Genomic DNA, 14,476 nt, shown 5'->3' on the forward strand with positions numbered 1-14,476 from the left:
GGGTCTTTTTGTTGGTCCCCCTCCGCCACCCCACCCGTCCCGCCCGCGCCCGAAAGGACTCCCATGACGTTCCAGCTGTACGACACGACGCTGCGCGACGGCGCCCAACGCGAGGGGCTCACCTACTCGGTGGTCGACAAGCTCGCCGTGGCCCGCCTGCTCGACGAGTTCGGCGTGGGCTTCATCGAGGGCGGCTGGCCGGGCGCGGTGCCCAAGGACACCGAGTTCTTCCGCCGGGCCCGCACCGAACTCGACCTGAAACACGCCCTGCTCGTGGCGTTCGGGGCCACCCGCAAGGCCGGCGTCGCCGTCGCCGACGACCCGCAGGTGCAGGCGCTGCTGGACGCGCAGACCCCGGCCGTCGCGCTGGTCGCCAAGGCCGACCTGCGGCACGTCGAACGGGCGCTGCGCACCACCGCGCAGGAGAACCTGGCGATGATCCGGGACACGGTGCGGCACCTCGTCGCGCAGGGGCGGCGGGTCTTCGTCGACGGCGAGCACTTCTTCGACGGCTACCGGCACGACCCCGCGTACGGCGCGGAGGTCGTGCAGACCGCGCTGGCCGCCGGGGCCGAGGTGATGGTGCTCTGCGACACCAACGGCGGCATGCTGCCCTCCCACGTCACCGCCGCGATCGCCGACCTGACCGCCCGCACCGGGATCGACCCCGCCCGCCTGGGCATGCACGCCCAGAACGACACCGCCTGCGCGGTGGCCAACACCATCGCCGCCGTCGAGGCCGGCGTCCGGCACGTGCAGGGCACCGCCAACGGGTACGGCGAGCGCCCCGGCAACGCCGACATCTTCGCCGTCGCCGCCAACCTCCAGCTCAAGCTCGGGCTGCCGGTCCTACCGGAGGGCTGCCTGGAGCAGATGGTGCGGGTCTCCCACGCCATCGCCGAGATCGCCAACATCGCCCCCGACACCCACCAGGCGTACGCCGGGGCCGCCGCCTTCGCCCACAAGGCGGGGCTGCACGCGAGCGCGATCAAGGTGGATCCGCTGCTCTACAACCACGTCGACCCGACCGTGGTGGGCAACGACATGCGGATCCTCGTCACCGAGATGGCCGGCCGGGCCAGCGTCGAGCTGAAGAGCCGCGAGCTGGGCCTGGACCTGGCCGGCCATCCGGAGACCCTGTCCCGGGTGACCAGGCGGGTCAAGGAGCTGGAGGCCGGCGGCTGGTCCTTCGAGGCCGCCGACGCCTCCTTCGAGCTGCTGGTCCGCTCCGAGCTGCCCGACGCCGCCCCGGCCCGGCCGTTCGCCCTGGAGTCGTACCGGGTGCTGGTCGAGCACCGGGAGGACGGCTCGGTGGTCTCCGAGGCCACCGTCAAGATCCGGGTACGCGGCGAGCGGCTGATCGCCACGGCCGAGGGCAACGGCCCGGTCAACGCGCTCGACGAGGCGCTGCGCGTCGGCCTGTCCCGGCACTACCCGGAGCTGCGCGACTTCGAGCTGGCCGACTACAAGGTGCGCATCCTGGAGGGCAGCCACGGCACCGGCGCGGTGACCCGGGTGCTGGTGGAGACCGCCGACGGGGCGGGCCGCGACTGGACCACCGTCGGCGTGCACCCCAACGTCGTCGAGGCGTCCTGGCACGCCCTCGTCGACGCCCTCACCTACGGCCTGGACCGCGCCCGCGTGTAGGGAGGCTCAGGCGGCGGGCAGCCGCAGCTCGGCGAGGACCGCGCGGTGGTCGCTGCCCGGCACCGCGCGCACCGACACGGACCGGACGGCGATCCGCCGGTCCACCAGCACGTGGTCGATCGTCACCGGCGGGATCGGGTCGCCGTCGTACGGGCCCCAGGTGCCGACGAGCCCGCTGCCGGTGGCGTCGGCCGCGTCGACGTACCCGGTGGCGAGCAGGTCGCGCAGCGGGGCGTGGTCGAGGGTGGCGTTGAAGTCCCCGGCGAGGACCGACAGCCCCGCGTCGGGGGTGGCCGGCGGCTGCGCCGCCAGGTCGGCGCGCCAGAACCCGACCTGGTCCAGCGCGTACGGGGCCGACGGGTGGACCGACTCGACCCGCACCGGCGGCCCGCCGGGCGGGGTGAGCGTCCCGTACGCCTGGGTGAAGCCCCAGCCGCCGCGGTGCTGCCGGATGCCGCCCCCGGCGATGGGGAAGCGGGCGTAGAGCCCTGAGCCGACGGTGCCGACCTGCGGGTTGAGCTGCCGGTGCGGCAGCAGCCCGGCCAGGCCGAGCCGGTCCAGCTCGGCCGCCGCGCCCGGGGTGAACTCCTGCACGGCCAGCACGTCAACCCGCAGGTCGCGCACCAGGCCGACCACGGTGCCGGCGTCGGCGGCGCCGGCCAGCAGGTTGGCGGTGAGCACCCGCAGCGTCGGCCCGCCGGCCGGCGGCTGTGCCGACGGCACCGCCCGGGGCGCGACCACGGCGACCAGGGCCACCGCGACCAGGGCCGCGACCGCCGCCTCCCAGCGCCGCCGCAGGGCGAGCGCGAGCAGCAGCGGCACGGGCGTCCAGGCCGCGACGTACGGGGTGAAGGCGACCGCCTGCACCAACGGCCCCCGTTCGAGGCCGGGCAGGCGCACCGCCGCCCACACCAGCCCGGGGGCCACGGCGAGCCAGCACAGCCAGGCCCGGACCCGCGCGGCGCGGCCGGTCGGTCGGGTCGGGGCGTCGGTGTGGGTGAGCACGTCGACACCGTAGCGGCAGCGCCCGACCGGGACCGCCGCCCGGGCCCGGCCGGCCGGGATCGTGAATTGTCCGGGCTTCATGTTTCGCAATTTCGGAGGCCCGCTGAAATAGTCTGAAACGCCGCCCCGCGCCATTGACCCCGCGCTTTTGCCGGTGCTACTTTCCACCTGGTTCCAGCCCCGATGCACACGGCTGTAATGGCTGCTCAAGGCGGGTGTGGGTGCTTCTCAATCCGGCTTGGTGGTGGTCGCTGCGGCGATATTTCGCGGTGCTGGCAGGCTCGGATAAAGCCGGCTCGTTGTCTCGCGGGCCGGTCGTGTCGACACGGTCAACAAAAGGGGGACCTGTCATGGCAAGAATCATTTCCCGTAGGGCGGTCGCGGTCACGTTCGGCGTGCTGGTGCTGACGCTGGCCGGCGGCGGGATCGCCGCTGCCCAGACCAGCACCGTGGCCAAGCCCGCGGCCCAGTCCGGGCAGCCGGCCGGGCGCGCCGTCGCGCCGTCCGGACAGCCGCAGCCGACGGCGGCCGAGGCGGCGGCGGCCAAGGCGGCGCTGAAGGAGGGGATGAGCCCGTCCTACGTCAACGGCTCGACGTCCTTCGCCGTCGTCAGCAGCGCCGGTTCCCTGCTCCGCCTGCGGGACGCCGTCTCCGCGACCAGGTACGGCCCCGGCCAGTACCAGGTCATCTTCAACCGCAGCCTGACCCAGGCCGCCTTCGTGGCCACTCTCGGCACCACGGCCGACTGCTGCATCCCGCTGTCCGGCGAGATCTCGGTCGCGCCGCGGCTGGCCACCCCGAACGGGGTGTTCGTGCAGACGTACGACTCCACCGGCGCGCCGTTGGACCGGCCGTTCCACCTGGCCGTGTTCACTCCCTGACCCGTACGCCAGAGCGAGGGCGCCGGTCCCGGGGGTGGGGACGGCGCCCTCGCGCCGTCCGCGACCCTGCGGCCTTCGGCGGCTATTGAGGGTGCTCGTCCCGGTTCAGCCCGGTAAGGTGCTCGAATTCCGACGTTTGCCCGGCTGCCGGCACGGGAAGCAAGCACCGTGACGGACATCTCGGACACCCTGGCCAGCCTGCCCACCGCGGTCGATCCCGATCCGAGCGGCGTCGAGCTGGAACAGACCCTCTTCGAGGTCAAACGCGTGATCGTCGGGCAGGATCGGCTCGTCGAGCGCCTGCTCACCGCCCTCGTCGCCGGCGGCCACTGCCTCCTGGAGGGGGTGCCCGGCGTGGCGAAGACCCTCGCCGCGCAGACCCTCGCGACCGTGGTCGGCGGGACGTTCTCCCGGATCCAGTTCACCCCGGACCTGGTCCCCTCCGACATCGTCGGCACCCGCATCTACCGGGCGTCGAAGGAGAGCTTCGACGTCGAACTCGGCCCGATCATGGCCAACCTCGTGCTTGCCGACGAGATCAACCGGGCCCCGGCGAAGGTGCAGTCCGCGCTGCTGGAGGCGATGGCCGAGCGGCAGGTCTCCATCGGCGGGCGCGCCTGGCCGGTCCCCGCACCGTTCCTGGTGCTGGCCACCCAGAACCCGATCGAGTCCGAGGGGGTCTACCAGCTCCCCGAGGCGCAGCGGGATCGGTTCCTCATGAAGATCGTCGTCGACTACCCCGGGGACGCCGACGAGCTGGCCATCCTCTACCGGATGAGCACCGACCGCCCCACCCCGCGCCGGGTCCTCGACCCCGACCGGCTGCGGGCGCTCCAGCGGCGGGCCGGCGACGTGTTCGTGCACCACGCCGTCGCCGAGTACGTCGTCCGGCTGATCCTGGCCACCCGGGACCCGGGCCGGTTCGGGCTGCCCGAGATCGCGCCGCTGCTGGCGTACGGGGCGAGCCCCCGGGCCACCCTCGGCCTGGTCGCCGCCGCCCGCGCCCAGGCGCTGCTGCGGGGCCGCGACCACGTGTTGCCCGAGGACGTCCGGGAGCTGGCGGTGGACGTCCTGGCCCACCGGCTGGTGCTCTCCTTCGACGCGGTCGCCGACGGGGTCGCCGCCGAGGCGGTGGTCCACCGGCTGGTCGAGGCCGTGCCCCCGCCCCGGGTCGCCACCCACCACACCGGCTACGCCACCGACCTGGCGGCGGCGTGAGGGGCCCGGCCGCCCCGCCCGCCGGCGCCGCCCGGGAAACGCGGGCCGCCGGGGGAGCGCGGGCCGCCGGGGGAGCCGGACGGGTGCCGCCGGACCCGACGCTGGCCGACCTCGCGCCGGACCGGCGGCTGCGCCGGCTGGAGCTGACCGTCACCCGCCGCCTCGACGGGCTGCTGCACGGCGAGCACCGGGGCCTGCTGCCCGGGCCCGGCAGCGAGGTCGCCGGCAGCCGCGAGTACCGGCCCGGCGAGGACGAGGTGCGCCGGATGGACTGGGCGGTCACCGCCCGGACCACCGTCCCGCACGTCCGCGAGGTCGACGCCGACCGGGAACTGACCACCTGGCTGCTGGTCGACGCCAGCCCCAGCATGGAGTTCGGCACCGCCGAGCTGGACAAGCGCGAGCTGGCGGTGGCCGCCGTGGCGGCGGTCGGCTTCCTCACGGCGGGCTCCGGCAACCGGCTCGGCGCGCAGCTGCTCGGCGCGCACGGGCTGCGCCGGTTCCCCGCCCGGGGCGGGCGTACCCACCTGCTCGGGCTGCTCCGGGCCCTGCTGGCCGCGCCGCGCGCCGCCGGGACCGACCCGGCCGCCGGCCCGCCCGCCGCGCCCGGCCTCGCCGACGGGCTGACCGCCGTGGGGCGGGCCGCCACCCGGCGCGGCCTGGTCGTCGTGGTCTCCGACCTCCTCGACGGGCTGCCGGACGACCCGGCCGACCCGCCGCCCTGGGAGGCGGCGCTGCGCCGCCTCGCCGTCCGCCACCAGGTGCTCGCCGTGGAGGTGACCGACCCGCGCGAGCTGGAACTGCCGGACGTCGGCCTGATCACCCTGGTCGACCCGGAGACCGGCCGCCGACGGGAGGTCTTCACCGGCGACCGCCGGCTGCGCGAGCGGTACGCCGAGGCGGCCCGCGCCCAGCGCGAGCAGGTCCGCCAGGTGCTGCGCCGGTGCGGGGCGGCCCACCTGCCGCTGCGCACCGACCGGGACTGGTGCGCCGACATCGTCCGGCACGTGCACGCCCAGCGCCGGCTCGCCCTGGCTCCGGCGGCCAGCGGCGGCGTCGGCCCGACGCCCCGGCCCGGCGCGCTGTCGGGAGGTGCCGCGTGACCTGGCAGTCGCCCCTGCGGCTCTGGCTGCTGCTCGGGGTCGCCGCGCTCGCCGTCGGCTACCTGCTCGCCCAGCGCCGGCACAGCCGGTACGCGGTCCGCTTCACCAACCTGCGGCTGCTCGACCGGGTGGCCCCGCACCGCCCCGCCTGGCGGCGGCACGTGCCGGCGGGCCTGTTCCTGGCCATGCTGGCGCTGCTGGTGGTGGGCTTCGCCCGGCCCAGCGCCGAGGTGCGGGTGCCCCGGGAACGGGCCACCGTCATGGTGGCGGTCGACGTGTCCACCTCGATGCTCGCCTCCGACGTGGAACCGGACCGGCTCAGCGCCGCCAAGGACGCCGCGCGGCGCTTCGTCGACGGCCTGCCCGACGAGTTCAACGTCGGGCTGGTCGCGTTCGCCGGCAGCGCCGCCGTGCTGGTGCCGCCCGGCACGGACCGGGAGGCCCTGCACGACGGCATCGGACGCCTCGCCGAGGGCAGCACCGGCGTGCAGGGCACCGCCATCGGGGAGGCGATCAACACCTCCCTCGGCGCGGTGAAGGCGCTGGACAGCCAGGCCGCGAAGGACCTGCCGCCGGCCCGGATCATCCTGCTCTCCGACGGCGCGAACACCTCCGGCATGGATCCGATGGAGGCCGCCGCCGAGGCCGTCGACGCGAAGGTGCCGGTGCACACCATCTCGTTCGGCACCCCGTCCGGGTTCGTCGACCGGGGCGGGCGGCCCATCCAGGTGCCGGTGGACGGGCAGACCCTGAAGGCGGTCGCGGACTCCACCGGCGGCGGTTTCCACGAGGCGACCACCCGCGAGGAGCTGCGGGCGGTGTACGACGACATCGGCACCTCCGTCGGCTACCGCACGCAGCGGCAGGACGTCTCCGCCCGGTTCATCGGCCTGGGACTGGTGCTGGCCATGGGCGCCGCGGCGGGATCGATGCGGTGGTTCTCCCGGCTGCCCTGACCGCGGCGGCCCCGACCGGCCGGCCCGATCCGGCCGGACCTCCCCGAGTGACGTCGACGTGAGGAGCAGCGGATGGCAGCACAGACCGGACTGGGCGAGCCGCGCGGGCCGTGGTTCGTCTCGCCCGAGCTCGACCCCGACGGGCGCGGCCGGCGGGACGTACCCGGTGGGGGCGGGTCCGACCGGCGGCGTAGCTGGCAGGGCCGGCTGCTGGCCGCCGCCGGGGTGGTGGCGCTGTCCACCCTGTCCGGCGCGGCGGCGGGCGCCTGGGTCGCCGACCCGGGCGACGCGCCGGGCCCGGAGGCGGCGTCGGCCGCGCCGGTGCCGGCGGAGCTGGTGACCGCCGCCGAGCGCACCGTGCCGGGGGTGGTGTCGGTGCTCGTCGGCGGGGCCACCGGAAGCTCGGCGACCGGGTCCGGGTTCGCCATCGACGACCAGCAGCACCTGATCACCAACGACCACATCCTCGCCAAGGGGGGCGGCGGGGCGGTGACGGTGGAGCTGCCGGACGGCCGGCGGTTCGCCGCCGAGGTCGTCGGCCGGGAGCCGGGCAGCGACCTGGCCGTGCTGCGGGTGCCGCCGGACGCCGGCCTGGCCCCGCTGCCGCTGGCCAAGCCGGGCGTCACCCGGGTCGGTGAGCCGGTGCTCGCGGTCGGCTCCCCGCTCGGGCTGGCCGGGACCGTCACCGCGGGCATCGTCAGCGCGCTCGACCGTCAGGTACGCCTCGGCGCGAACCGGCACCGCGCCGTGCAGACCGACGCGTCCATCAACCCGGGCAACTCCGGCGGCCCGCTGGTCAACGCCCGGGGCGAGGTGGTCGGGGTGAACACCGCCATCGCCACCATCGACGGCAGCGGCTCGATCGGCATCGGCTTCGCCATCCCGATCGAGCAGGTGCAGCAGAGCGCCGACGCGATCATCGGAAAGGGTGGCTGACCCGGGCCGGGCCGGCGTCGAGCCCCACGGCCCGGCGCGACGCCCGGGTGGGGCGCTAGCCTGCTGACGTGGACGACGGACTGCGGGTGACCGACCGGCTGGTCGTGCCGGCCGCCGAGCTGCGGGAACGCTTCTCCCGCTCGTCGGGCCCGGGCGGGCAGGGCGTCAACACCACCGACTCGCGGGTGGAGCTGAGCTTCGACGTCGCCGGCTCGCCGAGCCTGCCCGAGCCGCTGCGCGCCCGGGCCCTGGACCGCCTGGCCGGCCGGCTCGTCGACGGGGTGCTCACCATCGCCGCCAGCGAGCACCGGGCCCAGCTCGCCAACCGGGAGGCGGCCCGGGAGCGGATGGCGGCCCTGCTGCGCGAGGCGGTCGCCCCGCCACCCCCGCCACGCCGCCCGACCCGCCCGTCGCGGGGCGCGAAGGAACGCCGTCTGGCCGACAAGAAGCGCCAGGCGCAGCGCAAGCGCGACCGCCGCGTCGACGGCGACTGACCACGCCGCGCGCCGCGCCGCGCGGCCCGTGCTGCGGCGGCTCGGGGCGGGACGCGGGAGACGGTTGAGCCGGACACCGGGGTCTGCTGGAATGGCTCCGGGAGCAACAGGGCCGTCACCGACCGCGTACGACGCCACGTGACAGGAGTCCCTCCGCCATGCCCCGAAAGCCCTTCCTCTCCGCCGTCCTCGCCGCCCTGGCGGCCGTGCCGCTGACGCTGCTGCTCGGGCTCGTCGCCGCGCCGCCCGCCCTGCCGGCCGCCGCCGACCCGGTGCGCGTCATGCCGCTCGGCGACTCCATCACCGGCTCGCCCGGCTGCTGGCGCGCCATCCTCTGGAACCGGCTCCAGTCCACCGGCCACACCGACGTCGACTTCGTCGGCACCCTCGGCCCGCAGGGCTGCGGCCAGCCGTACGACGGCGACAACGAGGGCCACGGCGGGTACCTGGTGACGAACGTCGCCAACCAGAACCTGCTGCCCGGCTGGCTCTCCGCCACCGACCCGGACGTCGTGCTCATGCACTTCGGCACCAACGACGTGTGGAGCAACATCGCCCCGGCGACCATCCTGGCCGCGTACTCCAAGCTGGTCGACCAGATGCGGGCCAGCAACCCGGCGATGCGGGTGATCGTCGCGAAGATCATCCCGATGGCCCCCGCGAGCTGCGCCGAGTGCGGGCAGCGGGTGGTGGCGCTCAACGGCGCGATCGACGGCTGGGCGGCGGGCAAGACCACCGCGCAGTCGCCGATCGTGGTCGTCGACCAGTGGACGGGCTTCAGCACCGCCGCCGACACCTACGACGGGGTGCACCCGAACGCCGCCGGCGACCAGAAGATGTCGGACCGCTGGTATCCGGCGGTGGTCGCGGCGCTGACCGGCGTCACCCCCACGGTCACGCCCAGCGCGACCCCCACGGCCACGCCGCCGCCCACCCCTTCCGTCACGCCGACGCTGTCGCCGCCGGTCACGCCGACCTCGAACCCCGGCGGCGGGTGCACGGCCCACTACCGGATCGTCGGGCAGTGGCAGGGCGGCTTCCAGGGCGAGGTGACCGTGCGCAACACGGGCACGGTCGCGCTGGGCGGGTGGACGGTCCGGTTCGGCTACCCCGACGGCCAGCGGATCATCCAGGCGTGGAACGCCGAGGTGACGCAGAGCGGAACCGCGGTGACCGCGCGGAACGTGAGCTGGAACGGCGCGCTCGCCCCCGGCGCCGAGGCGGCCTTCGGGTTCCTGGCCAGCGCCGGCTCCAGCAACCCGGTGCCGCAGGCGAGCTGCGCCACGCCCTGAGCCCGGGCGGGCCGGGCGCTCGGGGTGGTGACCACCCTGCCGCCGCCCACCCTCCGTTTTCGTCCCTTTGCTCTGCACCCACGGGTGCAGCGGTCACCGACGGTGACCGCTGCGTATCGGGGTGCAGAGCAAAGGGCGGAGAAAGGGTGGGTTGGCCGGGTCGATGCGGGTGGGCCGACGCGCGGTCGCCGGCCCGGCGTCAGCGGGGGCGGTGGTGCGCCTGCCGCGGCAGCAGCCAGTGGTTGAAGTCCCAGCTGAAGATCGAGGTGCAGGTCATCCGCTGGACGCCCGGCTTGAATCCCCACAGGTCGAGCCGGCCGAGGCCGTGGGCGGCCAGCTCCGCCGCCGCCGGGTCGGTCGTCGCCAGGTCCGTGTCGTCGAGGACCACCAGGCCGGACGGGGCCAGATACTTCGGCGCGACCCGGGCGCAGACGGTGCGGGACGCCCCGTCGATCACCACCACGTCCCACGGGGCCCCGTCGGCGACCGCCGACACGTACGGGGAATCCGCCGAACCGTCCCACCAGCCGTCGGCGCAGGGCACGTGCCGAATCTCCCCGTTGGCCGGCTGGGGAAGCTGGGCGAACCAGGCGGCGTCGTGCTCGACGGAGACGATCTCGCCGACCCGGCCCGGCCGGGCGAACCAGGACGTCGACGACCCGGAGCCGTACTCGAACACCCGCACCCCGGGGTGCAGCACCCCCTCCAGCCACCGCACGGCGGAGTAGCTGAGCCACGGCAGCGGCCGGCCCTCGCCGTCGACGGGGGCCGCCCCCACGGACCGGTGCCAGCCCTGCCCGCGCAGGGTGGCCAGGGCCTCCAGCGACGTCTGCGCCTCCCGGCGGGAGCGCGGGACGCCGGGCGCGGTGCGTCGGATCAGGCCCCGCGCCCGCCCGGCGAGTGATCGTCTGGTCATGGTGCTCCCGTTTCCTCGGTCTCGCGGATACAGGGAGCCAACGAACGACGGGCGCGAAAGGTGATGAAAGGTGCGAAGAGGGGCCGTCAGGCGATGCCCGGCGCGGCGAGCAGGCGGGCCCGCAGGCCGGCGGCCCGCTCGGCGAAGCCCCGCTGGGCGGCGGCGTACTCGGCCCGCCCCTCCGGCGTCTCCACCCGCACCGGCGGGTAGCCGAGCGCCGCGAGATCGTACGGGCTGGCCCGCATGTCCAGCGTGCGGATCTCGCGGGCCAGCGCGAACGCGTCCGCCACCAGCTCGCTCGGCACCAGCGGGGAGAGCTTGTACGCCCACTTGTACAGGTCCATGTTGGCGTGCAGGCAGCCTGGCTGCTCCAGCTCGTGCTGACGCTCCCGGGTCGGCGCGAGCACGTTCAGCGGCCGGGCCGGCGCGGTGAAGAACCGGTACGCGTCGAAGTGGCTGCACCGCACGCCCCGCTCCTCGACGACCTCGGCGGTGCGGGCCGGGCTCAGCCGCAGCGGCCACGCGTTGTGGCGTACCTCCTCCTGGGTCTGCCGGTAGACCATCGCCCACTCGTGCATCCCGAAGCAGCCCAGGTGCGCCGGCCGGGCCGCCGTCGCCGCGAGCAGGGCACGGATCCAGTCGACCGACCCGGCCCGCCGGGCGCGTACCGCATCGGTGTCGAGGGTGAGCCCGGCGGCGGTGGCGCGGTAGTCCCGGCCGAACTCGGCCGGGTCCGCGCCACGCAGCGCCACGCCCGCGCCCGGGTGCCAACGGCGCAGCTGGGCGGGACGGTGCGAGTAGTAGGTGAAGAGGAAGTCCTCCACCGGGTGCCTGCGCCCGGCGCGGCGGCGGGCCAGATGCGGGGCCAGCCAGGCGTCGACCCGCTCCTCGTGGGCCCGCCGCCGCGCCCGCCAGTCGGCCAGGTCGAGCGGCGCGGCGGGAGCGAGGGCGGCGGTCACCCGACCAGCGTACGACGCCGCCCGGCCGCCCCCGGCCGCCCCGCGTCAGGGCACGTCGACCCGGACCCCGGCGGAGAACACCCCGCTGCGCAGCTCCAGCTGCTTGGGCCGGTCCGTGCCGTCGACCGTGAACACCAGCGGCAGCACCAGCCGGCTGCCCGCGGCGAGGGGCTGGGCGAAGACGTCCCGCCCCTGGTTGGCCAGCCGCGTGGCGGCCTCGTCGGCGCTGACCCAGGTGCCGTCCGGCAGGTACGCCCGCTGCATCTGGCCGTGCCAGGTCTGCTGCTCGGGGGTGGGGTTGCGCACCCCGACCGTGGCCTGGCACTGCTGCCCGATGGCCGACGGCGTCGACGGGCAGGCGATCCGGTAGACGGTGAACTCCAGCGCCTGCTCCCGCAGCGGCACGCCGATCAGGCCGGTGGTGCTCGTGCCCACCCACGCGCCGGTGCTCGGCTGCTTGGTCGTGTCGATCGCGGCGACCCGTCGGGTGGCCGTCACCGTCGCGGCGAGCACCACGCCGGCCAGGACCGCGACGGCCGCCCCGACCATCAGCCACACCGGGGGCCTGCGGCGGCGGGCCACGGCGACCGGCGCGACCGGGCGGGGTGGCCCGCCCTCCGGGCCGGGTGCCGCCGCTGCGCCGGCGCCGGCGGACCCCGCGCCGGTGCCGACGTAGACGGTCCCCGCCCTGGTGGCTCCGGTGCTCCCGCCGGTCGGCCCGGCCGTGGCCCGGGCGCGGCGGCGTCGCTGCCACCACCAGAGCCCACCGGCCGTGAGCAGGAGCACTCCGGCCAGCGCGGCGAGCAGCGCCGCGGGCCGCCGCCAGGCCGGCGCGTCGGTGGCCTTGGCCGCCGGGACCGGGGAGCGGTCCCAGGTCGCGGTCGCGCAGTCGTACGGCCGGTCGCCGCCGTCGGCGAAGGCGCAGGCCGGCGCGGACAGGGCGCGGCCCGGCGCGGCGGTGGTGAGCGCGGTGTGCAGGGTCGTGGTGCTGTGTGCCGGGAGCCGCAACTGCCAGGTCACCTCGCTGGTGGTGGCCGAGCGGCTGGTCCGCCCGCCGGGCGTGACCCAGGTCGCCGACGTGCCGGGTGGCAGCTCCTGGCGCACGGTGGTGGCCACGGGCAGGCTGCTGGCGTTGCGCACCTGGACCTGGTAGCCCGGCGCCGGCGTGCCGGCCGACGTGACCACCACCGTCACCGCGGACGGCGCGCCCCGCGTCGGCACGATCACGGACGGGGAGACCAGCGGCGGCGGCGCGGGGGCCGCAGGTGTCGCCGCGGTGCCCGTCGGCGTCGGCGTGGTCGTGGCCGCCGCCGCGGTGCCCGTCGGCGTCGTCGTGGCCGCCGCCGCCCGGAGCGCCCCCTGTGGCGGGGCGGGTGCGGCGGGCTCCGGGGCCGCCGTGGGCAGCGCCGGAACGGCGGCGAGAATGCCGAGGCAGTGCACGAACACTGCGAGGGCCCTGTGGTGTCGTCTCGATGCAGGCATACGAACGAACCTCCGGTAGCCGACGCTAGGGGCGGCGACCCGCCGTGCGGGTACGAAGCGGCGAACCCGGCCCGCGACGGCGGCGCACGGGCTACGCTGCCCCGCCGCGCGCCGCTCTGCGGCCGTGCCGACGCCGTGTCGCCGGGGCGGGGCTAGATTGGCCTGGTGCGTATCGCTCGTTTCGCTCATGCCAAGGGAATGTCGTTCGGGGTCGTCGAGGGCGAACCGGGGGCGGGCCCCGAGGGCCTGACCGTCGCCGAGATCGAGGGTCACCCGTTCGGCCAGATCCAGTTCAGCGGTGCCCGGTGGGCGCTCTCCGACGTCCGGCTGCTCTCCCCGATCCTGCCCAGCAAGGTGGTCTGCGTCGGGCGCAACTACGCCGAGCACGCCGCCGAGCTGGGCAACGACGTGCCCAAGGAGCCGCTGCTGTTTCTCAAGCCGTCCACCTCCGTGATCGGGCCACGGGACGCCATCCGGCTGCCGATCTTCTCCAAGCAGGTCGAGCACGAGGCCGAGCTGGCCGTGGTGATCGGCGCGCCGGGGGCCCGCCGGGCCGACCGGGCCGCCGCCGAGCGGGCCATCTTCGGCTACACCTGCGCCAACGACGTCACCGCGCGGGACCTCCAGCGCTCCGACGGGCAGTGGACCCGGGCCAAGGGCTTCGACTCGTTCTGCCCCATCGGCCCGTGGATCGCCACGGGGCTCGACGTGACCGACCTGGAGATCCGGTGCGAGGTCGGCCGCAACCCGGAGGAGATGGAGGTACGCCAGCTCGGCCGCACCCGGGACATGGTCTTCGACGTGCCGGCCCTGGTGTCGTACGTCTCGCACGTGATGACGCTGCTCCCCGGGGACGTGATCCTCACGGGCACGCCGGCCGGGGTTAGCCCGCTCACGGAGGGGGATACGGTGACTGTGCGTATCGAGGGGATCGGGGAGCTGAGCAACCCGGTCGTCCCGGTGACCTGAGTCGTCGGGAAGCCCGAAACCGCAGGCCAGATGCGGTTTCGGGCCCCCGATTTGGCCTGTGGGAGGCGGGAGGGTAAAGTTTCTCTCCGGTGCCGCAAGGCACCGAACGGCACCGCGAGGTGCCAATGGGGTATGGGGTAATTGGCAGCCCGACTGATTCTGGTTCAGTTAGTCTAGGTTCGAGTCCTGGTACCCCAGCAACCGGTGTTCGAGAGAGCGCCGGTCGCTGGATCGACTCGGAGAGCGCTCCGGCCCGCGTGAGCGGGCCAGAATGATCTCTGGTAGGTTGCAGCGGCGCCGTCCGGCAGGGCGGTGAAGCAGGGAAAGTTCTGGCCCCGTCGTCTAGCGGCCCAGGACGCCGCCCTCTCAAGGCGGTAGCGCGGGTTCGAATCCCGTCGGGGCTACAGGTTGTCCAGCCCGTCTCACTGCGGTGAGGCGGGCTGATTCGCGTTAGGGGCCGATGTGCGTCACGGCCTGTTCTCGCGACGTACGTCACGCTCTGTTCTCGCGATGTGTGTCGCGGCCTGTTCTCGCGCCGGCAACGATCTCGCCCCCCCCGGGACCGGCTCTATGCCCAGGGTCGGGGCCGGCTTCGGTGCCCGTGCCCGGGGTCGGCCT

13 protein-coding genes and 2 tRNA genes are annotated in these 14,476 nt (G+C 75.3%); 11 read left to right on the forward strand and 4 right to left on the reverse strand.

The features are described 5' to 3' along the window. Positions 1-63 precede the first annotated feature (63 nt). Entirely contained in the window at positions 64-1,647 is a 1,584-nt protein-coding gene (gene cimA, locus ACFYWL_RS26240) for a citramalate synthase (RefSeq protein WP_386977741.1), read from the forward strand. Positions 1,648-1,653: 6 nt separating this feature from the next. Here the strand turns inward: cimA and ACFYWL_RS26245 are convergent, their stop codons facing one another. After that, on the reverse strand, positions 1,654-2,733 hold the full coding sequence (locus ACFYWL_RS26245; protein WP_386977744.1) for an endonuclease/exonuclease/phosphatase family protein: 1,080 nt from the start codon (positions 2,731-2,733) through the stop codon (positions 1,654-1,656). A gap of 269 nt (positions 2,734-3,002) precedes the next feature. Here ACFYWL_RS26245 and ACFYWL_RS26250 point away from each other — a divergent pair, with 269 nt between their 5' ends. The 7 genes from ACFYWL_RS26250 (at position 3,003) to ACFYWL_RS26280 (ending at position 9,532) form a co-directional block, all read left to right on the forward strand. Beyond that, positions 3,003-3,533, forward strand: a complete 531-nt coding sequence (locus ACFYWL_RS26250; protein WP_386977748.1) for a hypothetical protein — start codon at positions 3,003-3,005, stop codon at positions 3,531-3,533. Between the two features lie 168 nt (positions 3,534-3,701). After that, positions 3,702-4,751 carry an AAA family ATPase gene (locus ACFYWL_RS26255; RefSeq protein WP_386977751.1) on the forward strand — a complete coding sequence of 350 codons (1,050 nt, stop codon included), beginning with the start codon at positions 3,702-3,704 and terminating at the stop codon, positions 4,749-4,751. Between the two features lie 83 nt (positions 4,752-4,834). After that, complete coding sequence (locus ACFYWL_RS26260; RefSeq protein WP_386977754.1) at positions 4,835-5,854, forward strand: DUF58 domain-containing protein; 1,020 nt, start codon at positions 4,835-4,837, stop codon at positions 5,852-5,854. Next, positions 5,851-6,810 carry a VWA domain-containing protein gene (locus tag ACFYWL_RS26265; protein WP_386977757.1) on the forward strand — a complete coding sequence of 320 codons (960 nt, stop codon included), beginning with the start codon at positions 5,851-5,853 and terminating at the stop codon, positions 6,808-6,810. The genes ACFYWL_RS26260 and ACFYWL_RS26265 overlap by 4 nt, the downstream gene beginning before the upstream one ends. Before the next feature lie 72 nt (positions 6,811-6,882). Continuing rightward, positions 6,883-7,746: a S1C family serine protease gene (locus ACFYWL_RS26270; RefSeq protein ID WP_386977761.1), complete on the forward strand. Its 864-nt coding sequence runs from the start codon at positions 6,883-6,885 to the stop codon at positions 7,744-7,746. A gap of 68 nt (positions 7,747-7,814) precedes the next feature. After that, complete coding sequence (gene arfB / locus ACFYWL_RS26275; RefSeq protein WP_043962281.1) at positions 7,815-8,240, forward strand: alternative ribosome rescue aminoacyl-tRNA hydrolase ArfB; 426 nt, start codon at positions 7,815-7,817, stop codon at positions 8,238-8,240. Positions 8,241-8,398: 158 nt separating this feature from the next. Further along, the gene (locus tag ACFYWL_RS26280) at positions 8,399-9,532 is read left to right on the forward strand and encodes a cellulose binding domain-containing protein (RefSeq protein WP_386977765.1); all 1,134 of its coding nucleotides are present in this window, start codon (positions 8,399-8,401) and stop codon (positions 9,530-9,532) included. 199 nt (positions 9,533-9,731) lie between these two features. Here the strand turns inward: ACFYWL_RS26280 and ACFYWL_RS26285 are convergent, their stop codons facing one another. From ACFYWL_RS26285 to ACFYWL_RS26295, 3 genes are all read right to left on the reverse strand, one after another. Next, complete coding sequence (locus ACFYWL_RS26285; RefSeq protein ID WP_386977768.1) at positions 9,732-10,448, reverse strand: hypothetical protein; 717 nt, start codon at positions 10,446-10,448, stop codon at positions 9,732-9,734. An 86-nt stretch (positions 10,449-10,534) separates the two neighbouring features. After that, a complete protein-coding gene (locus ACFYWL_RS26290; RefSeq protein WP_386977771.1) occupies positions 10,535-11,407 on the reverse strand; it encodes a 3-methyladenine DNA glycosylase in 873 nt (290 codons plus the stop codon). Between the two features lie 45 nt (positions 11,408-11,452). Further along, complete coding sequence (locus ACFYWL_RS26295) at positions 11,453-12,889, reverse strand: hypothetical protein (RefSeq protein WP_386977774.1); 1,437 nt, start codon at positions 12,887-12,889, stop codon at positions 11,453-11,455. A gap of 165 nt (positions 12,890-13,054) precedes the next feature. On the opposite strand from ACFYWL_RS26295, the gene ACFYWL_RS26300 reads away from it, so the two are divergent. The 3 genes from ACFYWL_RS26300 (at position 13,055) to ACFYWL_RS26310 (ending at position 14,262) form a co-directional block, all read left to right on the forward strand. Further along, complete coding sequence (locus ACFYWL_RS26300) at positions 13,055-13,858, forward strand: fumarylacetoacetate hydrolase family protein (RefSeq protein WP_386977777.1); 804 nt, start codon at positions 13,055-13,057, stop codon at positions 13,856-13,858. A gap of 126 nt (positions 13,859-13,984) precedes the next feature. Continuing rightward, positions 13,985-14,056, forward strand: a tRNA-Gln gene (locus tag ACFYWL_RS26305). Between the two features lie 133 nt (positions 14,057-14,189). After that, a tRNA-Glu gene (locus tag ACFYWL_RS26310) sits at positions 14,190-14,262 on the forward strand. Positions 14,263-14,476 lie beyond the last annotated feature (214 nt).

This window comes from Micromonospora sp. NPDC002575, from assembly GCF_042889525.1.
GTDB classification, from domain to species: domain Bacteria; phylum Actinomycetota; class Actinomycetes; order Mycobacteriales; family Micromonosporaceae; genus Micromonospora; species Micromonospora carbonacea.

What these genes read in the sequence shown, in the direction of transcription:
- cimA (WP_386977741.1), top strand. Translation starts at nt 64, where the DNA reads ATGACGTTCCAGCTGTACGACACGACGCTGCGCGACGGCGCCCAACGC.
- ACFYWL_RS26245 (WP_386977744.1), bottom strand. Translation starts at nt 2,733, where the DNA reads ATGAAGCCCGGACAATTCACGATCCCGGCCGGCCGGGCCCGGGCGGCG.
- ACFYWL_RS26250 (WP_386977748.1), top strand. Translation starts at nt 3,003, where the DNA reads ATGGCAAGAATCATTTCCCGTAGGGCGGTCGCGGTCACGTTCGGCGTG.
- ACFYWL_RS26270 (WP_386977761.1), top strand. Translation starts at nt 6,883, where the DNA reads ATGGCAGCACAGACCGGACTGGGCGAGCCGCGCGGGCCGTGGTTCGTC.
- ACFYWL_RS26280 (WP_386977765.1), top strand. Translation starts at nt 8,399, where the DNA reads ATGCCCCGAAAGCCCTTCCTCTCCGCCGTCCTCGCCGCCCTGGCGGCC.
- ACFYWL_RS26285 (WP_386977768.1), bottom strand. Translation starts at nt 10,448, where the DNA reads ATGACCAGACGATCACTCGCCGGGCGGGCGCGGGGCCTGATCCGACGC.
- ACFYWL_RS26295 (WP_386977774.1), bottom strand. Translation starts at nt 12,889, where the DNA reads ATGCCTGCATCGAGACGACACCACAGGGCCCTCGCAGTGTTCGTGCAC.